Consider the following 18,801-nt stretch of genomic DNA (forward strand, 5'->3'; position numbering starts at 1 on the left):
TAGCGCCCTCGGCAGGAATCGAACCCACATTAATTAACCCTAAAATTGATAAAATACAATAAAACAAAACCTTATTTAACAATGATTTACTCTCATTAGCATAAATATAATAGAATAGTGTAATACAAATACTAGGTCAAAACTAGGACACTATAAAATAAAGAATCTAATTTTATACAGCATTTCCAACTTGCTTTAATACATTCAATATTAACGGAGAAACTTGAATAAGTACATAGCCTAATCCAGCATTTTGAATCATGGTCCATGCTCTCTCCGCGCTTCCAAACATAAATAGAAAACATGCACCAACAATTACTACACTAGCCACTGGAAAAGCTAATGCAACTAATATATCTACTACAGGATCCAACACATGTGCTAATGCTGATAGTGTTTGCTCACCCATCCATTCTTTTGCTGTCGCTGGAACTGCTTCTGTAGTGGCGGCAAAAGCTGGTTTTGCCATGATCAATGGTACTGTGATAGATGTTCCGATTCTTCTAACCAATTTACTAACCTTTTTCTGTTTCCTTCTATTTATATAGTTTCCGGCCATAAATTCATTAATAGACATTATTTGCACATTCATTTTAAGTCCTCCCATAGGTAGATTTGTGTTTTCAGGCCTTCACATAACTGGTGAAGCTTTTTCTTTCGATAAGGGGTTGTTGTCACCCACATTAGTACAAATTGTGGATTATATGTGGATAACTTCTTATATCTTTTGATTTTTTGAATGTTTTTTGACATGGATTGTTTGAAATCAATTTCAATAAAAATGTGGAGTTTATTAGAGATGAAGACTGCATCTGCTATGAGGGAAATCTCGTTAACGGTTATCTTTACTTCATTTTGCCAAGTGGATGGTCTACCTTTCGCAATGTACAGATCATTACGCATTAAATAATGAACTACTTGGGGCGTTTTCTTTCTAATTTTTTCAGCTTGCACTATTTCTCGGCCAGCAGCATTTAAATAGTAAATCTTCTTTTTATTTTCTAGAAAATGTGATAAGTATTCACTCATATTGCTAAGAATTCGTTGAGCGTTTCTCTCTTGCCCAAGTTTATGCATTTTTTGAAGTTGCTCTCTCGATAAAAAATCACACTTCTTCAAGCTTAAAAGTACTTCCTCCACTCTTTGCTGTCTTTTCAATTTTTATCTCCTCCTTTCGTGTTTTGATGATGATATGAGTATCTATAATCTTCTCTATTTGTTCATTTTCAATAAAAGGAGTTTGAACTAGCTGCACACCATCTGGAGTTTTATAAATTGCACGACCAGGCACTTCTAGTTTTTCCGCGCCTGACTCATCAAGAACTACTCGTGAAGCAACGGCATCCCTTAACTTATAAGTAATTACTGTATCGCAATTCTGCTTAATCTGTTTATTCATCACGTCAGCTGTGGGATATTGGCTACAATAAATTAATCGATAACCTAACCCTGCACCAATTCTTGCTATTTCCGAGAGCGCTTCTTCACATTTGCGGGCTTTTTCCTTCTCTTCTTTCCCCGTGATGATGTTTGGCGAGATCTGTGCTGCTTCATCAACAATAATGAAATGTCTAGTATCAACCCCAGCTTCTTTAATGTCTTCGGATCCATTCTTATCAAACCATCCTTTCATTTGATCCATCTCATTTTTAACCTTTTGCAGAGCTGATAACGCTTCGTCTATATTTGTGGCCACTTCCAGTACTTGTTTAACATTTTTAAAACGGGTAAATGCTAAGCCTCCTTTTAAATCAATGAGTGTAAGCTTTATATTATCAGGTTGCTGATGTATTACCGATGTGATAATAAGCTTTAAAAAAACTGTTTTCCCTTTCCTTGTAGCACCTGCTAATGTGATATGACCTCGTTCCATATCATGATTTATAAAGCCATATCTGGTTTCTCCGAGTGGAATCTCCCAATCAATGCACTCACCTAGCATATTTGCATGGAAATTAATCTTTTTCGGAATATGTCTATCTAAAACTTTAACATGCAGCATTCCATCATATTTCAGCTCGACATCTTTATCAGATACGTAACGATCTCTTAATATTTTTTGGATTTGAGGTATAAGATTTTCTCTGAAATTCAGGTACAAAAAGGATTTGAATTTTATTGGATTTTTCCTGTTATTAAGACCATCTCTAAAATGCTCCATTTTCTTTTCAAAATCTGTTAAGGACATGCCTAATGGGATTCGATAGACATATTCCATTCCCCATTCATGCTTTTTCTTACGATATAGTTGCATGGTTCTAATTTCCTTTCCTTCCTTTACATATAGCCCACAATTCAATGCAATTTTTTTAATCTTTTCCCCATCGTCTAATTCTGATCGTTTCAAATAGCTGAACCCGACTAACACTGCAGCTGCGGAAGTAGATAAAATTTCAAAAATCATTTCATCACCCCTTATTTATTATTTAGTAATAAATAGTTTCGCTAAAAACGAATAGATAAATCTCTGTTCACCCCCTTGGCATTTGTGCAATTGTTAAATTCGCTTATGTGTTCATGTAACGAATCTGGGAACGAAGATATACGCGAATATCTTGCTGAATGGTAAATGATATGTGGTGTATGTTTGTCCTAAAACTAAAAAGTTTAGAGGACAAGCATTTTTTTTGCAGAATTTTAAAGTGAGGTGATATTTATGGAGACAAAGTTGCAGAAATACCATAAGGAAACTGGAGTTAAACAAGCTTTTATTGCTAATAAAGCCAAACTTACACCTGGGGCGTATAGTCTTATTGTTAGAGGAGAATCGCTACCCTCACTGCCTGCAGCTATAAGAATTGCAAGAGTACTTAATGATACAGTGGAAAATTTATGGGGAGAATTTGTGAAATAAAAAAGCTCTTCTCAAATGAGAGGAGCTTCACTCTATAGTACAGAAACTTTCATTATGTCCATAAACGGAACTTTAGTAATGTTTGAATCCTTTTCGATATGAATTAATCTTGTGCGGCTATCCATTTTAACAATATGCCCTTGAACATCTTCCTTTTCCCAGACATTTAAAATTACCTCTGTTTTTTCATCGTATGCCTCTACAAGTGTATTCCCAATCTCTTCTAGTTCGAATTCATCCCTTGTTGGTCTTTTTCTCTTAACTTTAGCCATTGTTATGCACCTCTCCTTAGGTTTCTTACTGGCCCGACTGATAAGATGTTACTTATTTTAAAGGTCCTCTGCTGCTTTCTAATGTAGCAATAAGCTTTAAATGACTCCTCATTTACTGATAACACCTTAATTCTACGCTGACTTATATTCCCCTTACAGTCCTGGTATTTCTAATAATGCGCCATTTGCTGCCGCCTTTAATAATAAGCTTCTCATCAATCTGATCTCCTTTACCTTTATTTTATACGAACATTTATTCGATTTCAAGTTGAATAAAGAACTAATGTTCGCATATAATATATGAAAAGGAGATGGATTTAATGATAAAAGACCGCGGAACCATAAAGTGGACTTCAATGATGCTACCTGAGCATGTACAGAGTTTGAAAAATGCACTAGTGGATGAACAACGAATTGAACAACCTATATTAGATGAACAAGCAATAGAAGAATTTGAACTGATTATTTGTGAAGCAATGGAATCTAACGAAACCTTGAACGTAGAAGTGTTTGATAACGGCTTTACAAATACATTACGGGGTACTGTCCACTATATTAACACCATGAAGAGCCAAATAATTCTTCAAGATGATAAAGGTTATTTTCATCATATCCCCTTCAGTAATTTAGTTAATATACAACCAGAGTGAGGTAATACATCATGATTGACTACTCCCAATTTCCAGAGAGAGAAATTTTATGCATCGATATGAAAAGCTTTTACGCAAGCGTGGCAGCTGTTGACTTAGGATTGGACCCATTAACATGCTATCTTGCGGTTGTAGGTAGTACTGACAGACCAGGAAGTGTCGTGCTTGCTGCATCACCACGATTAAAGAAAGAATTTGGGATAAAAACAACAAATCGCCTTTATGAATTACCGAATGATCCTAGAATAAAGATTGTTAATCCTAAAATGGGCTTGTTTATAAAAGTCTCTACAGAAATCTCAAAGCTTTTTTATCGATATGTTCCACCGAATGCAGTGCATACCTATAGTGTGGATGAATCATTCCTTAATGTAAAAGGACTTGAGAAAATATGGGGAGATCCGGAAACAATTGCCGCAAAAATTCAGTCGGATATTCAGCACAATTTTGGATTACCATGTACTGTTGGAATCGGACCAAATATGTTAATGGCTAAGTTAGCTCTAGATCTTGAATCTAAAAAAGCACCGAATGGTATCGCCAAATGGACATACGAGGATATCCCAAAAAAGTTATGGTCTATAAGCCCATTATCGGAAATGTGGGGCATTGGAAGGCGTGTGGAAAAAACGCTGCATGGAATGGGGATATATAATGTTGGCCAGCTTGCTAATTATCCCCTAGAACTTCTTGAAAAGAAATTTGGGATAATGGGTAACCAATTGTACCACCACGCTTGGGGTGTTGATTTGTCGGAAATTGGAGCACCGATCATGGAAGGGCAAATCAGCTTTGGAAAAAGCCAAATATTAATGAGAGACTATAAAGAGGAGCACGAAATCAAAGCTGTTGTCTTAGAAATGTGCGAGGAAGTAGCGAAAAGAGCACGAGATGCAAGAAAAGCCGGAAGAACAATTTCATTTGGATTAGGTTACAGTAAAGATGAATTTGGTGGCGGATTCCATCGATCGAGAACAATTGAAACTCCGACAAATGTTACGATGGATATTTATAATGTCTGCCTGCAGTTGATGAAGGAGAATTATCGCGGGCAAACTGTACGATCTATTTCAATATCTATAACAAAATTGGTTGATGATTATGAGATGCAACTTGATTTATTTGAACTGGATGGGTGGAAAAAGCGTGAAATTGGGTATGTGGTTGATCAGATAAGAAATAAATACGGTGCAGCTTCTATTTTGAGGGCTGTGTCTTTTACAGGTGCTGGTACTGCTTTGCATCGGAGTAAGTTAGTTGGAGGACATAAGTGTTAAAATTTAATAAAAAATAAAAGCCCTACTCTGTTTAGAGTGGGCTTTATCTTTAGATAGATGCCTATATAACGGCTGCCAATACAGACTGCTTATGTGTTTAGTGGTTACACACGTTATTATAGGTCTTACTCTATCTTAATAACTAATATTATGCACAAAAAAAGACCAATAATACCTTTGGTCAATTTTTTTTTGGGTGACAGGCGTAAAACCTATAGTTCGACTACCATACAGGCAGTTTATGTGTTTATATTGTCACACGAATTTATAGGGTTTACTTACGCCGTATATGATGTTTTTATAATACAATACTCTGTTACCAATGTAAACAAAAAAGAGTAATTCACTTGTAATACACTCAAAAACTAACAACTTTATTCTGTCCAAAGTACTGCCTAGGAAATAACTCTCTTTGAACATACTTTCCTTCTAAAAGATCATAGTAATATCTGTGTTTATCTCCATATTCATATTTAGCATTAACTGCATTTGCAACAAAATCAGCAGCTTGAATAGCATAAGAATTATGTGATTCTACATAATTTACTTCAATATCGATATCTAAGCCTAATTCATAATTTAACCTAATCTTAATATATCCCTCAAAAGAATTGGCAGACTTAACTTTTATAGATCTTTTATCAAGATTTATGATCAATTTCTTCAGTTTTCTATTTACAGCTACTGGTTCAATAACAAATTTCAACATATAATTATAGAGTAAATTCTCGTCTTCTAGAAGTTGCCTTTTTACATGATGTAAATCTGCTACTATATATCGGATGCTAAGATCCTTGGAAGCAATCTTTTTAAGAAAATAGTCTTTAATAGGAGGATACGCATCACTTGCTTTAATTTCAATACAATCCTTAAATTCAGGGAATACAGTTTTAGTTTTTAGTACTGCCTTTTTCATGACATTACTAAGTGGTTTAGTGTTTTCCATCCCCACACAAGCTATAGTGAAAAATCTTCCCTTTTTGCCAAAGTTACCTGATTCATCAAAATTTAATATCATTTTGTCACCCATATTTGAGAACAATCCCTTTCACTTTTCTTTTCTGTATTCGTTTCTTGTGTATAATGAAATAATTATATCATGGGTAATTTCTCTATTAAACTCTCTTACCGGTCAATAGAGGAATACCCAAAAAAATATTTATCAATTTATATTATATGCGTTAGTAAATAATTCTAAACTACATGAAGATATAAGGATTTATTATAGTTAATAGTTTTTTAAAAGTAAATCCTATGATATAAATAATAGAAAAATAAATTGATTGACATTGACAATGATATCCACCTATTAACAAAAAATAGTTTCACAATACCGTCACAAGGACTCCCCCTCCTATTTGCCTAATTAAAAGGTTTAGGAGGGGATTTTTTATGAATGAATCACCTATACGATCAAAATTCACTCAGAAAACACTTCAAAAACTACCCCAAGTACTTACTCTATACAATGACTACCAACAATCTGTCCAAACAATAGCTAAAGCACTAAAAATGTCACCAATGACTGTAAGTAATTTACTAAAGCAATATGGTAACGGGTTGCGACCTAGTAAAATCGAGTATGTAAATAAAGTAGATAGACTAGGTAAAGAAATTGAAATCATGTATTATGATCAGCTAATGTCCACACGCCAAATAGCGAAGAGATTAGGAGTGGAACCTAATTTTGTTATAGGTTATCTCAATAAGTTTTCTAAAGGGACTAGGAATATTAAAGAATCCTGTCAACTACGAACAAATAATGAGTACAGGACAAAATTAAGAGAAAAACAGCTAGGGGAACTAAATAATAGTGTGAAGCTTACACAAGAAATGGTACTTAAGATTCGAGAAGAATACGGGAAAATGCTAGAAATTGGACACACCAAAACGCAGGCACAATATTACCTTGCAAATAAATATAATGTTAAGCGTCCTACTATATCAGATGTTGTTTTACGAAAAACATGGAAGCATATTTAAGAATTGCCCCTTCAACTGGAAATGATTTTCACAAATTCGCCACAAGGACTATTCTCCTATTTGCCTAATAGATAAAAAAAGGAGGGATTTTTTAATGACAGGGAAAACAAAAACTCAAACTTTGTTCGAAGTTGTAAAGATCAAACAAATAATTAGAAAGAAACAAATAAAGCAATTGGAGAAAATCGATTCCCCTGCTAAATCAGCAAGTTTTATAAGAAGACATATCGGAAATGATGATCGCGAGGTGTTTTTAATTATCTGTTTAAATGCTAATTTGAAGATAACTGCAATACATCGTTGTCATGTAGGAACTGTAAATACTGTAAATGTTTCAATAGGTGACATCTTCAAAACCTGCTTATTAAACAATGCTTCTACTTTTATTGTCGCTCATAACCACCCTTCCTGTGATGCTACTCCATCCCCAGAAGATATAATCCTCACGAAGAAATTAATCAAAGCTGGAGAAATTTTTGATATCCCTTTACAAGACCACATTATAGTAACCCAAACTGGAGATTATACAAGCATTGTTAAAGATTATATTTACCCTTCCAGCAAAATGTTTCATTTGTAATAAATCAATCTATATTGGATTGTACTAAAATCGTAGCCCCTCTTAATTAAAAGAAGGGCATTTATCATTACTTATAAAATTCTGCCGCCTGTGCTAAGAGAGCCTTAGATGGAGTCTCATATTTAATATAGCCATCCATCTTAGTAACCCATTGACCGCCGCCGACATCATACTGGCCGCCGTGTTTATCACGAAATCCATACACTCTAAATTCTTCACCAGGTTCCAATACTCTACCCGTAAATTCTAGTTTCCCATCTTTACTATCTTTCCATAAATTTATTGGTTTCAGGATTGTTACTCGACCAATTTGCCCTTTCTTAAACTCAGTTTTTCCCCACATTAGCTTTTCGGGTCCTTTTGTTTTTAAATTATATGCCTTAACAATTCCATTGACATGACCAAGAGCAACCGTATTTAAAAAGTTTTCATCTTTTAGTAAAGCTGCATCTGATGATTTGTCTATAAATAGGGTCTCAGACAACACAGCTGGCATTCGTGACTCTCTCAGCACATGGTAGTTAGCTGATTTTGTCCCACGATCCTTTACAACAAAGTACTTAATCTCATTCATTACACCTTCATGGATAGCAGCCTGTACAATTCCTGACACTGAGTTAGGCGACTGAGATGAGTGTCTAAAATCCTCATAACCTGTACCACCACCTGCATTAATGTGGACGGACAAAAATAAATCTGCTCCCCATGAATTTGCCATGTCAGTGCGTTGTTTTAAGGATAAAGTTTGATCGCCCTCCCTACTTAATTTAACTTGTATATTTTCATAACCCTCAAGCAAATCCCTGATTCTTTTTGAGATTTGTAATGTTAAATCCTTCTCTCGTAAGCCATTTCCAACCGCCCCTGGATCAGTTCCTCCGTGTCCTGGATCGATAAAGAGTTTAACCATGTTATTACTCTCCTTCCATAATAAAAAAGCCGCCCAGAGGCAGTCTTTACTTTTTCATTAATCCCTGTGCTTGCAATGTTTTCTTTTGCAATTGTGCTTTTTTAGATGTATAAGTATTTTTCCAGATTGCATATAGGTTGATTACTAAAGCTACAAAGGCACCAACCATAATTACAAAGGCATTGATACTCTCCTGTGTAAACCAATCAAATGATATTCCGATTGTACCCAAAAATAAAAGGACGGCTGTTAAGAACCCTCCAAGTAGCGTGAAAATATCTTTATTCATTTTAATTTCCTCCTTTAATTTGCTTAAAATGCTGTATAAAATATTGCTACTGCGCCACCGATTATTCCTACAATCAGCGCATTAGTAATTGCCCGACGTAACCATTTAGTATCATCCTTGATTGAACGAATGTCTTCTTTTACATCTTTCAGACTTGCTTCAGCTACAGCAAGACGTGTTTTAACATCTGTCATATCTATTTCCAATTTTGAAACCCGTTGATCCATTTTAATCAACCTTCTCTCATAAAAAATAACCTCGATCGGTTCGAGGTAACTAAGGTCATGAAGGCATAAAAAATACACCCATTTCAAGGTGCTAGTTGTTGCGTATTATCATCCTAAAGCTTTTCTGTTTTTGGTTATTTTAGTAATCTATTAATATATTTACCAGAAAGGAGGTGTTTACTATTCTAAAAGCAATGGTTGAACTAGATAATTTAATTCAACAATTAAGAACTAAAGATCCATATTGGAATAAATGCCATCCATGTAAAAACAAAGGAAAGTGTTGCATTGGAGCTAATCCTAGTTTTTCTGACAAGGAGTGGCAAGATGTTATTGAATATCTAGATGAAATTCCTAAAGATGACTATGATAAACTATTAGAAAATTTTAAGCATAACAAACTTTGTCCATTTAGAACTGAATCCAAATGTCTTATTCATAAGGTTAGACCATTCAATTGTAAGTATACTCCATTTCAAGCAGTCTATCGTAATGATGGGAAAATAATATATTCCATGACAACTGATGATTGTAATTTCAAAACAGTTGTTTCGGAACCTAACATGAACTTTAATTCAACTGAAAACTTTATTGAATTAAATAACTTTCTCGAAAAAAGAAGTTATCTTTTAATAAATAATTGGGTGATTTCTAACAACCTGTTAGAAGAACCTGAAAAGAAAGCTACAGAATTATTAAATAGTTATTTTGCAAAGTAACTTTTTATATTTATAGCCACAGGTGATTTTTTATTGTATTCTTCTACAATTCTAAAGGAAACGGCTTTTTTAACATTAGCCGTTTCTTTCACTATTTGATCGGTTTTATTCCCCATGATGCTTCCCCACCTTATTAAAGTAAATAAATACACCAAATTAAGGTGTTAGTTACTACGCATTATCATCCAAAAGTCTATTAAGCAACTGTCAACAAATCATTCAATTCATTGTATTGCTCTTGGCTGATTCGATTATTTAAAAGAAAAACGTCCATCTTTGTCAGCATTTCTTCCTTTGTTCCATAAGTACCATTAGCAATAACCTTTTTACATAAAGTGTACGTGTTCATTTTGACTCCTCCAAATTTTCATTTTATAAACCTAGTTCCACTGTCGATAAGCGATAATCCAAATCTAGTAAATAGTCATCCACTGATGGTTCTTTTGGCAGTTCTTCGAAAACCTTCTCGTTACCGAAAATAATCTCACCATTTACAACAGTAAATTCGTGTGTAATTGTTTTTTTGACGATTTCATCATCTTCAAGCCAAGCCTCAGTGTAATCTTCTTTCGTCCCTCCATGATTTTTTACAACACGTTCGTAGTTATAAGTAGTGTCGTATTTTTCTTTTTCAACTGTGAAAAAAGAAGATATTGTTTCCTGTAATAACGGTTGGCCATTTGATTTCCGATAGATTATTATGTGCATCTATGCTTCACCCCACTTTTTTATTAACCTATCGCTGTCCAATGATACGTACCGTCCTTCAGATTCCAGGTTTCCCCTTCTACAAAAGATCTATTTCCAATGTTAAAACCATTAGTCGTAACCCCAAATGGTTCATTTGACCTTGTTGGTAGAAAGTCTTGACCTGTATTCAGCACATCTCTAAAAATATAGGCGCTTTTTATAAGAATGTTGTCGCTAGGCCTTATTTTAGTTAAGAAAACTAACTTAGGTGTAAACCCTACATTAATAAATCTAAAAGACAATGATCCAGATGTGTTAGAGTCGCCAATATACATACCATCCGCAGACTTGATAACCCCTAAACTTGTAAGGTCTGGTATTTGATTAGTCGGTATTTTTTTAGACGCATCTAAGGTAGCGATGCCATTTGCAGCGCCTTTTTCATTAACAGGGATTTGTTTGACATTATCTACGTTTCCCAACCCGACTTGTGTTTTTGTAACTCCATGAGGATTCGCTTTATCAGCCAAATGCGCAGCAAGTTCCTGACGTATCTCTGCAATCTCTTGCTCTGTTGCACCAGAGTTTATAGCATCTTGTAATGTCTTTAATACTCCATCTAAGATATCCATATTTGCATTAGGTACAGATACATCATAAAATTCTTTTTGTCCGGGCTTAATTAAATTGTAATTGGGTGTCGTGGTACTCATTAAATTAACACCTCACTTCTTAATTGCTCATGTGTATAAAGTGCAAGCTGTTCATGTGTGAATTTTGCTAAAGTAATATGTTGGTTGTAACGTAATTGCACATCTAAGACCATGTTTTGCGGGGTAATTCGCTCAAGCATAACTACTACTGCATCGAATTGTCCTTTAACAGTCAATTCAATCTTTACAGAAATTGTTTTAGTTGCAACATCTCTTTTTAACTCGTACTGTCCTTCTCCTAACAAGTTATCAAGTAATTGTTTTAAAAGTTTCCATGTATATGGAGCTTGTTCTTGGTACCGAGTTAATATTCGGAAACGCCGAGTTTCGATGGAATCTGTAGCAGGACTGCTTATTTTCAACATCTTTTCATATCTACTTAAGCCAGATTCATTTGCAGATACAACGAACTGATTATTTAGTGCATTTTCAATATTCTTCCATATTGCTTCTAACGCTGGTTTTTCAACCTGTGCAATCTCAATTAATTCTTTAATATCACGTAAAATAGATGGTAAATAACTTAAAATATCAACATCTCTAGCCACTTACTCCCCCCCTTTTTGGTATCGACTCTTGATCAAGAGCAATGTTTGATTGTACACCATTCAACATTGTATTAGCGATATCAAGGACACCATCTACTCCAAGAAGCCGTGTTTCTATTTGCGAGATCCTTACTACCACTCCAGTGTAATCATCATCAGATTCGGCCCATTCTTTTGCTAATTCATTGAAATAGTTGTCAATTGTATGAAGTACATTCGATTCAATATCAGGCCATGTCCATCCATCTTGGTAAGTGATATTAAGAGTTACATCAATTGAGGTTTCCCCTACTTGGAATACCGTAACAATATGATCGATCGGTGCAATCCCAACTCCTTCACCTTGAGCTGACAAGGGGTCTACAGCTTCTTGTACAGAATCAACTAAAGCCTGAGATGGTTTTTCATATTGTGAATTAATGATTACCAGTTTAACAGTACCTCCACCATTCCATGCTCGATAAACCCGAACACCACCAACACCTTGGAGTGCACTGACTTTGTCTTTATAATCTTTTCTGTTACCTCCAAAAGCAGTGGAATCAAAACTATTAAAATAACGAGTACGAAAAGCTTCTGTGTCCTCTTCATCCTCACCTGGTATAAGCACATCCGTTAATTCTGCACTTGTTAAACCCTCAATATATTCAATTGGGATTATGGGACCTAAAAATAAATTCCCAATACTCCCAGCTGTTTCGCATTCTAATACAAATTTTCCAAGTTCAATTTTCTCGATCACTACATAATTCAACTCATCTAATGAAAAACGGCTACCAATTGGAACATCGATATTAAAAACACCTTTAAGCCGTGCGTTTGTTGCCTTATATGGTTTCTTTCCTCGTTCTGCTGCACGTCTAATTAGATATTCACGAGGGGCAGTGTCTGCAAACACTAAATCGATCTGATTTTTAAGAGTAAATAGCATTTGGATTATTTCAATACTATTTGCTGCTGTAGCATTATAAATAAGAGATGTCCCTTCTCGTGTATCAAGGGATGGATCCACACCAGCAAGCTTTTGAGCCATTAAATCCTCGTATGTGATATCTAAATTTAGAGGTTCAGTCATTAAATTTCCACCTCCTTCTCAGCTTCAATTTCTCCATAGATGCTATTGACAGTAAAGGTCACAAGAACCTTCTTTTTTCGAACGTCAAATACAAAGTTATCGACAGTGTCTATTCGGTCATCCTGAGTAAGGCATTCAGTAATACGTCGCTTTATCTCAGGTAAAACATAAGCTGTTGGCCTTCCAAATAAATCTTTCAATTCCACACCAAAATTCCATGAATAAATGATGTGATCATAACGCTCAATTGAAAGCATTAAAAAAATCGCTTGTTTCAATGCTTCGATTTCATTAACGAAGCCTAAACAGCGATTTTTATTGATATATATTTTATAGTTTTTAGTAGGTGGCGGTGTAGCCTCTTCAAAATCAGCCACTAGACCATCGTTAACTTGAGGAATCACTAAACCACCTCTTTATCTATCACTAAATATTTTTGACCACCTTGCATTTTAAGGAGAATAACACTATCCCCTACTTTAAGAGCATTGTGGACAGTAAATTTCTTTTTGCCCTTATATCCATGTGAATGCCCTTCTGCTACTTCCGTCATATGATCTACTGACATTTCAACCTCATAATCTCGTACATTTCTTGTCAATATTAGTTGGGCAATAGATAATTCTTTCTTTTGCTCGACAAGTATTTTTAATGGTGATGTACCGGTTACTTGACCAAATTGTATTGCAGTTGGATCAGCCGCCTGAATTGCGTCTACTGCTGCTTTTTTTAATGATTGAACGATATTATTCATATCACGCAATAAAATCGCCTCCAACTAGTTGTAAATCCATAAAATGATTGCTTCCTTCAAAAGTGTGTTTAACACTTTCAACCAACATATAGTTCATAATTTTAATATCATCAAGAATTAACCTAACGACTACCAAGTTTCCACCACGAACAAAAATGTTCCCAAATGCATTTTTTATACTTAAATTTCTTGTCTTACGATTATACAAAGACAGCAGCGCATCTGCTTTTGACTTTCCATTAGTCGATTCTTTAATGGTTTCGAAAAATTGAAGTACTCCCCAACGGTTTATATTGTTACCATCTTCTGTAATGTAAATCTCACGCTTACCTGTCTTTTCATTCTCATATGCTAGTTTAATCTTGTTATACGTATTAGAATCGATTGAGGAAGTATAATCAAAGTTCTCACCAGTCTCTTCATCAATAAGAACATCTAATTTCATTTTTTCTATGTTTCTAAGGGTTAACTTTCCGAAATTATCATAGAGGATATACATTTTTTTCGTATTATCCATTGTTAAATCTAGTGCATTTTTAAACATTTCGAACAACTCTTTGTTATCCTCTACTCGACTAGCAATTTTAAAGCCAGTATCTTCAATAGTTCCAGTGTTAATTCTAAAATCCGCAGCAACCATTTTGATAAATTCAGATGCAGTTTTATTCTCATAGACATAAGTATCTTTGTTTTTTAGATACCTTAATTGGTCATAAGCCGTCACACTAATAAGTCCATCTTTAGAACGTTTCTTAGTGAAAATAAAACCATAAAAAACATTTTGTCCCTCTTTTTTAAATCTAACAGCATTACCCTCTTCAAAAATTAACTCTTTATCTTGCACGACCTTAAATGTTAGTTTTCCTGGAACGCCCCTGCGAGCAGTTTCCCATACAATCCCTTCTTCTACAGCAGGCATCATTAATTTAGATCCGTTTTGGATAATTAACTCATAATTACTCAAAACTTAATCACCTGCCCAGGAAAAATGAGATTGGGATTCTGTATACCATTTTTAGCAGCTATCTCATCAGTCATAGCTTTAGTGACTTTCCCATAATACTTCTTACAAAGCGACCATAAGGTATCACCTTTAACAACTTTGTGAGACTTTGGGGGAGGTGGAGCATTTGTTGTTGACCTTTGCTTAGTAGTTTTAGCTACTGGCTTTGACTTAGCAGTTGGCTTTTTAATTTCAACTACTTTCGTACCATACTCTCGGTATTGCTTAAGCTGGATTGATACTACTACATCAAATCCTTGTTCGGCACTCTCTTTGATTGTATATTCTTCAAGAGATACCTTTATATCGTTATCAAATAATAAATCGCCACTCGTTTTTAATCGAGAGACGATAAAATGGAAAGGTTTTCTTTCAATTTTTAATTTCTCAAGTTTATCTAAATAGAATGTCGCTGGTTGAAATCCATCTGGATAGACAGCAAAAGGATACTTTACATTAGGTAACAATACTTCAAATGAAATCTCAGTTAATCCAGCTTTTTTTAGCAAATTAACTTCGCCTTCATTGATAAGTGTAATTGTAGTATTATTGTTTTTTATCTTCATATCTAGTTTAGAAGGAGGGATTGGAAAAAGTAAATCATCAAATAAAAAGCTATATGCCATCGTTATACACCTTCCGCAACAGAATCCAATGTTTCCACTAGCTTTTCTCCAAAGCGATCTATGATACCATCAAGATCCAATTCCGAGTTAACATTATTATGATTAGTTAAATCAACCTTAACCTCAGCTGTAGTAAATCTGTTAATAGCATCACGCTCAGCTATGTCACGGAGGTATTTAAGATCTTCCTCGGAAGCTTTCATGGAATCAGCCATTTTTTTAGTGTTTCCGGCTGTATCTTCCCCAGCGCTATTAACCTGATCGAGCGCCCCAGCAATTTGATCTAATGCTTGAGCATTGTTCATTAACTCATCCATATTGAATGCATCTTTTACATTATCACTGAAGGCTGCGCCTTTATCATATCCTGAAGAAAAAGCTGCACCAATATTTTTCATTTCTAATTTTGGAGCTTCCCAGTAACCATCAGGAGCATCACTAACCCAGCTATTTAAACCTGTTTTTAGGCTTTCAAGATCACTCGTGATCGAAGTTCTGTGTGAAAACTCTGTTCCTTTACCAATGCCAAGTGCACTTGTCACACTTTCTGGTAACAAGTCTACCAGCCAATTCCACGCCTTTATTACTCCATTTACAGCTGAGATCATTGCATTCACAAAACTAGTGGCAAAACCATCCCAGCCTTTGGTCATTGAAATTATCATATCGAGGACGCTTGTTACAAGATTGACAAATAATTTTTTAACTGAATACATCGGATGATTCCATACATTTACAAAAAACTCTGCTATTGAAGCAAAAATATTCCACAAAAAAGCAACAATGTTAAAAATAAATGCACCCAAGGCGAAAAAGACTCCTGCAATAATCCCTGTAGCTGAGATTGATGTTCCAGCAAATTTATTAATTACTGCAATAGCTAAATAAAACACAGAAATAAGTGCTATAACCAGTGCTACAACCCAAGTGATTGGATTAGCTAACATTGCACTATTCAAAGCCCACTGTGCAACTGTTAATTGATTTGTTGCAGCTGCATCTGCAATCGTTGCTCTTGTCTTAACAGCAATTGCTATTGCTTGAGCTGTTTGTATTAATGTGTTTATCCCTTGTACAATGCTATTCGCAATTATTGCCCCTGTATAGACTCCTAAAGCTCCAACAATGCCCCATATAACAGGTGAAATAAGTGACCAATTTTCATAAACAAATCCCCCAATTGTCATTAGTACTGACATGGTAGATAATGCAATATCAGACAGAATATATAATGAATTAACTATGCTATTTACAGTCCCTTGAAATTTCTCGTTATTTGCTATTTCATTGAGTTTTTGCAAAATTGGTTGGAAAGCCCACAATGCCTTATTTTTAAAACTTGTCCATATTTGCTCAAATGTTAGAGGCATCGAATCGAACTTCTCGTTTATTTCATCAGTAGCCGCAAACATTGCTTTCTTTACAACATCGGCTGAGAGCATTCCTTCTGCTGCCATTTCTCTGATCTTACCAATTGGAACATCGAGATATTCCGCGATTGTATGAATAATATTAGGAGCATGTTCAAAAATACTGTTTAATTCTTGTCCTCGTAATACCCCACCTCCAAGCGCTTGTGTTAACTGGATAGTGGCATTTTTCATTCCATCTGCAGATGTCCCAGCAATACTAAACTGTTTATTCAGTAATTCCGCAAATGCAATTGCTTCGCTGTTGGAGGAAAATGCATCTTTAGCATTCATACTCAATTTCCCTACAAGATCAGCTGTATCAGCATAGGAACCGTAAGAGCGTTGGGCACTGTCATAAATCATCTGTTGTAATTCTGCTGTAGTTTGTAAACCATCATTAACCATATTTAGTCGTGCTGTGATATTGGTCAATTGATCAGATAGATCAATTATCGATTTGCCAGCTTGAAGGGAAAGATAGGTAGTAACCACTGCAGCTAATTTTGATAATAATCCATTTGCTGCAGATGTACCTCGATTAATATTATTATTTAAATTTTGTTGCTGTTGGTTAGCACGCCTAATATCTTCTTCAATTTCATTAAATGCAGATTCAGCTCTTGCTAATTCTTGCCTTGCTGTTTGAATACTATTAGTGTTAACAGCATTACTAGATTGTCTCTGTAATTGTTCAAAACTATTAATAACTATGTTCATAGCATTATTCATTGATTGAAATGCTCGTGACATATTGTCTTGTATTTGTACTGTGGTTCTGATTGTTGCCAATAATTTCACCACCATCAAAAAAAGCACTCAAAAAGAGTGCTTTTAGTTTTATTCCATATATTCTTTTCCTTCAAATATTAAAGAAATGACTTTATCATTTTGAATTTTAAATTGAAATTCAGAACGGATCATTGCACCAAAGCTATTTTGAGAATCTACATAACTTTGAACCATAATTACTCCATCTTGTTTTCCAAATTTCCATTCTGTTATGTTAGGAAATTTTGCAGAAGATGGTGCTTTTAGTAATGTTTTAATAGATTCTTGACATTTATATTGTAAATCAGATCTTTCTGCACTTGTTACTAGAAAATCTTTTAAGTTCGCTACAACATTCTTTTTCTCATAAAGTATATTATCACCGAATTTAATTATGTTAATAGTTTCGTCTGTATTCATATAGAGAATAATATTAGAAGCATCATTGGATTTAACTCTATAGCCTTTTTCACCTTCAAAGTTAGCGTTATCTAGTAACTCATCATGTTTAATATCAATATCTTTTGTTATCCCAACAGATTCAAGTACGTTTAAGACTTCCTGTCCCTTTTCTGGTGTAATTTCTAGTGCGTTTGCAACTTCACCCTTAGGAGTAGCGCCTAATTCATCTGCATTATTAAATGCGTAAATGGTTGAAATAATGAGAGCAACTACAAACAGTCCAACAAATCCTAAACACCCAATTTTAACAACTTTTATATCAATCTCCCTCCTTTCCCATTTCTAGCATATAACAAAGGAGGTATATTTTACTATCACTTTTTCCTTTTTCTCTTTGAACTAAGCTTTTTCTCTTCAGCTTTGTCATTTTCCATCTTAATTTGTACAGCAGCTATTACTAATGCTTTTTCATATTTTGGTAGTTTATCAAACTCAGATGGCCACTTATGAAATTTGTGGAGGCAATAATAAGCTATATTAGCTTCATAATCGCCTCCATTTATTAGTTTTTTGCTTCTTCTACAGCTTCTTCCATTCCTACGTCAAATCCGTTAATTGATTGAATTAGCTTTAAGTATTCAGCATACTCACCCGGCAGTAACATCTTTTTAAGTAATGCTTCGGCTCCCATTGCACCGTAACTATCCTGTAGTTCTTTATCATGTAAATTTGGGAATACCGTACATTTAACTGCCAAACTTGCTGCATAAGCATCAAAATCAGTAGTTGGTTGATATGCATTTTTCTTACCAGGTACAGGTAAGCGTTTAGTATGAGATTTCCTTAGCAGTTCATCCTCATCTGATGTAACTGCAGCAATTTCCCATTCAATAGGTTTTCTATTTTCATCAACAAATCGTTTTGATACCACATGCTTTTCACTTTCAATTTTCATGGCGTTTTGTGCTAAAAATGCTGTTAAATTACTCATTTATATATCACCTTATCCTTTATTTATTATTAATTTTAAATAAGACTCTCCGATTAAA

General features: G+C 34.7%; 27 protein-coding genes. 6 read left to right on the forward strand and 21 right to left on the reverse strand.

What is annotated here, in order from left to right; genetic code table 11:
• Positions 1–172: 172 nt before the first annotated feature.
• The 3 genes from RUH74_RS19895 to RUH74_RS19905 are packed head-to-tail and all read right to left on the reverse strand — an operon-like array spanning position 173 to position 2,404.
• On the reverse strand, positions 173–592 hold the full coding sequence (locus RUH74_RS19895; protein ID WP_313803212.1) for a TrbC/VirB2 family protein: 420 nt from the start codon (positions 590–592) through the stop codon (positions 173–175).
• On the reverse strand, positions 589–1,158 hold the full coding sequence (locus tag RUH74_RS19900) for a replication-relaxation family protein (RefSeq protein WP_313803214.1): 570 nt from the start codon (positions 1,156–1,158) through the stop codon (positions 589–591). The genes RUH74_RS19895 and RUH74_RS19900 overlap by 4 nt, the downstream gene beginning before the upstream one ends.
• Positions 1,106–2,404 carry an FtsK/SpoIIIE domain-containing protein gene (locus RUH74_RS19905; protein ID WP_313803216.1) on the reverse strand — a complete coding sequence of 433 codons (1,299 nt, stop codon included), beginning with the start codon at positions 2,402–2,404 and terminating at the stop codon, positions 1,106–1,108. The genes RUH74_RS19900 and RUH74_RS19905 overlap by 53 nt, the downstream gene beginning before the upstream one ends.
• A 252-nt stretch (positions 2,405–2,656) precedes the next feature.
• On the opposite strand from RUH74_RS19905, the gene RUH74_RS19910 reads away from it, so the two are divergent.
• Positions 2,657–2,854, forward strand: coding sequence for a helix-turn-helix transcriptional regulator (locus RUH74_RS19910; RefSeq protein WP_313803218.1), 198 nt, complete (start codon positions 2,657–2,659; stop codon positions 2,852–2,854).
• A gap of 32 nt (positions 2,855–2,886) precedes the next feature.
• On the opposite strand, the gene RUH74_RS19915 is transcribed toward RUH74_RS19910, so the two are convergent.
• Complete coding sequence (locus RUH74_RS19915) at positions 2,887–3,126, reverse strand: YolD-like family protein (RefSeq protein WP_313803220.1); 240 nt, start codon at positions 3,124–3,126, stop codon at positions 2,887–2,889.
• 320 nt (positions 3,127–3,446) lie between these two features.
• Here RUH74_RS19915 and RUH74_RS19920 point away from each other — a divergent pair, with 320 nt between their 5' ends.
• Together RUH74_RS19920 and RUH74_RS19925 are read left to right on the forward strand one after the other, a co-directional pair.
• A complete protein-coding gene (locus RUH74_RS19920; protein ID WP_313803222.1) occupies positions 3,447–3,776 on the forward strand; it encodes a YolD-like family protein in 330 nt (109 codons plus the stop codon).
• An 11-nt stretch (positions 3,777–3,787) separates the two neighbouring features.
• On the forward strand, positions 3,788–5,053 hold the full coding sequence (locus RUH74_RS19925) for a Y-family DNA polymerase (RefSeq protein ID WP_313803224.1): 1,266 nt from the start codon (positions 3,788–3,790) through the stop codon (positions 5,051–5,053).
• Positions 5,054–5,411: 358 nt separating this feature from the next.
• On the opposite strand, the gene RUH74_RS19930 is transcribed toward RUH74_RS19925, so the two are convergent.
• Positions 5,412–6,083, reverse strand: a complete 672-nt coding sequence (locus RUH74_RS19930; protein WP_313803225.1) for a DUF3800 domain-containing protein — start codon at positions 6,081–6,083, stop codon at positions 5,412–5,414.
• Between the two features lie 362 nt (positions 6,084–6,445).
• Here RUH74_RS19930 and RUH74_RS19935 point away from each other — a divergent pair, with 362 nt between their 5' ends.
• Together RUH74_RS19935 and RUH74_RS19940 are read left to right on the forward strand one after the other, a co-directional pair.
• Positions 6,446–7,036 carry a helix-turn-helix domain-containing protein gene (locus tag RUH74_RS19935; protein WP_313803227.1) on the forward strand — a complete coding sequence of 197 codons (591 nt, stop codon included), beginning with the start codon at positions 6,446–6,448 and terminating at the stop codon, positions 7,034–7,036.
• A gap of 94 nt (positions 7,037–7,130) precedes the next feature.
• Positions 7,131–7,616 carry a JAB domain-containing protein gene (locus RUH74_RS19940; RefSeq protein WP_313803229.1) on the forward strand — a complete coding sequence of 162 codons (486 nt, stop codon included), beginning with the start codon at positions 7,131–7,133 and terminating at the stop codon, positions 7,614–7,616.
• A gap of 67 nt (positions 7,617–7,683) precedes the next feature.
• Here RUH74_RS19940 and RUH74_RS19945 read toward each other — a convergent pair whose 3' ends face one another.
• The 3 genes from RUH74_RS19945 to RUH74_RS19955 are packed head-to-tail and all read right to left on the reverse strand — an operon-like array spanning position 7,684 to position 9,078.
• Positions 7,684–8,526: an N-acetylmuramoyl-L-alanine amidase family protein gene (locus RUH74_RS19945; RefSeq protein ID WP_313803231.1), complete on the reverse strand. Its 843-nt coding sequence runs from the start codon at positions 8,524–8,526 to the stop codon at positions 7,684–7,686.
• A 46-nt stretch (positions 8,527–8,572) separates the two neighbouring features.
• Positions 8,573–8,815 (reverse strand): phage holin, encoded by a 243-nt coding sequence (locus RUH74_RS19950; protein WP_313803233.1) that lies wholly within the window; start codon positions 8,813–8,815, stop codon positions 8,573–8,575.
• Between the two features lie 23 nt (positions 8,816–8,838).
• Positions 8,839–9,078, reverse strand: a complete 240-nt coding sequence (locus RUH74_RS19955) for a hemolysin XhlA family protein (RefSeq protein WP_396230113.1) — start codon at positions 9,076–9,078, stop codon at positions 8,839–8,841.
• A gap of 158 nt (positions 9,079–9,236) precedes the next feature.
• On the opposite strand from RUH74_RS19955, the gene RUH74_RS19960 reads away from it, so the two are divergent.
• Positions 9,237–9,761, forward strand: coding sequence for a YkgJ family cysteine cluster protein (locus RUH74_RS19960; RefSeq protein ID WP_313803235.1), 525 nt, complete (start codon positions 9,237–9,239; stop codon positions 9,759–9,761).
• Here the strand turns inward: RUH74_RS19960 and RUH74_RS19965 are convergent.
• The 13 genes from RUH74_RS19965 to RUH74_RS20025 all read right to left on the reverse strand — a co-directional run bounded on the left by RUH74_RS19965 (position 9,746) and on the right by RUH74_RS20025 (position 18,743).
• Positions 9,746–9,877, reverse strand: a complete 132-nt coding sequence (locus RUH74_RS19965; RefSeq protein WP_313803237.1) for a hypothetical protein — start codon at positions 9,875–9,877, stop codon at positions 9,746–9,748. The genes RUH74_RS19960 and RUH74_RS19965 overlap by 16 nt on opposite strands.
• An 80-nt stretch (positions 9,878–9,957) precedes the next feature.
• Complete coding sequence (locus RUH74_RS19970) at positions 9,958–10,110, reverse strand: hypothetical protein (RefSeq protein WP_313803239.1); 153 nt, start codon at positions 10,108–10,110, stop codon at positions 9,958–9,960.
• A gap of 23 nt (positions 10,111–10,133) precedes the next feature.
• Complete coding sequence (locus RUH74_RS19975) at positions 10,134–10,469, reverse strand: hypothetical protein (protein ID WP_313803241.1); 336 nt, start codon at positions 10,467–10,469, stop codon at positions 10,134–10,136.
• A gap of 23 nt (positions 10,470–10,492) precedes the next feature.
• Complete coding sequence (locus RUH74_RS19980) at positions 10,493–11,164, reverse strand: hypothetical protein (RefSeq protein ID WP_313803243.1); 672 nt, start codon at positions 11,162–11,164, stop codon at positions 10,493–10,495.
• Positions 11,164–11,712 (reverse strand): putative phage tail protein, encoded by a 549-nt coding sequence (locus tag RUH74_RS19985; RefSeq protein ID WP_313803245.1) that lies wholly within the window; start codon positions 11,710–11,712, stop codon positions 11,164–11,166. The genes RUH74_RS19980 and RUH74_RS19985 overlap by 1 nt, the downstream gene beginning before the upstream one ends.
• A complete protein-coding gene (locus RUH74_RS19990; RefSeq protein ID WP_313803247.1) occupies positions 11,705–12,787 on the reverse strand; it encodes a baseplate J/gp47 family protein in 1,083 nt (360 codons plus the stop codon). Before RUH74_RS19990 ends, RUH74_RS19985 begins: the two co-directional genes overlap by 8 nt.
• Positions 12,787–13,191, reverse strand: coding sequence for a DUF2634 domain-containing protein (locus RUH74_RS19995; RefSeq protein ID WP_313803249.1), 405 nt, complete (start codon positions 13,189–13,191; stop codon positions 12,787–12,789). Before RUH74_RS19995 ends, RUH74_RS19990 begins: the two co-directional genes overlap by 1 nt.
• The gene (locus RUH74_RS20000; RefSeq protein ID WP_313803300.1) at positions 13,191–13,541 is read right to left on the reverse strand and encodes a DUF2577 domain-containing protein; all 351 of its coding nucleotides are present in this window, start codon (positions 13,539–13,541) and stop codon (positions 13,191–13,193) included. The genes RUH74_RS19995 and RUH74_RS20000 overlap by 1 nt, the downstream gene beginning before the upstream one ends.
• Before the next feature lies 1 nt (position 13,542).
• A complete protein-coding gene (locus tag RUH74_RS20005) occupies positions 13,543–14,505 on the reverse strand; it encodes an XkdQ/YqbQ family protein (protein WP_313803251.1) in 963 nt (320 codons plus the stop codon).
• Complete coding sequence (locus RUH74_RS20010) at positions 14,502–15,170, reverse strand: LysM peptidoglycan-binding domain-containing protein (protein WP_313803253.1); 669 nt, start codon at positions 15,168–15,170, stop codon at positions 14,502–14,504. The genes RUH74_RS20005 and RUH74_RS20010 overlap by 4 nt, the downstream gene beginning before the upstream one ends.
• A 2-nt stretch (positions 15,171–15,172) precedes the next feature.
• The gene (locus RUH74_RS20015; protein WP_313803255.1) at positions 15,173–17,371 is read right to left on the reverse strand and encodes a tape measure protein; all 2,199 of its coding nucleotides are present in this window, start codon (positions 17,369–17,371) and stop codon (positions 15,173–15,175) included.
• 48 nt (positions 17,372–17,419) lie between these two features.
• Positions 17,420–17,770, reverse strand: a complete 351-nt coding sequence (locus RUH74_RS20020) for a hypothetical protein (protein ID WP_313803257.1) — start codon at positions 17,768–17,770, stop codon at positions 17,420–17,422.
• A 544-nt stretch (positions 17,771–18,314) separates the two neighbouring features.
• Positions 18,315–18,743 carry a phage tail assembly chaperone gene (locus RUH74_RS20025; RefSeq protein ID WP_313803259.1) on the reverse strand — a complete coding sequence of 143 codons (429 nt, stop codon included), beginning with the start codon at positions 18,741–18,743 and terminating at the stop codon, positions 18,315–18,317.
• Positions 18,744–18,801: the final 58 nt, after the last annotated feature.

Origin of the sequence: Cytobacillus sp. (assembly GCF_032154635.1) — a bacterium.
In the GTDB taxonomy this organism is placed as follows: domain Bacteria; phylum Bacillota; class Bacilli; order Bacillales; family Cytobacillaceae; genus Cytobacillus.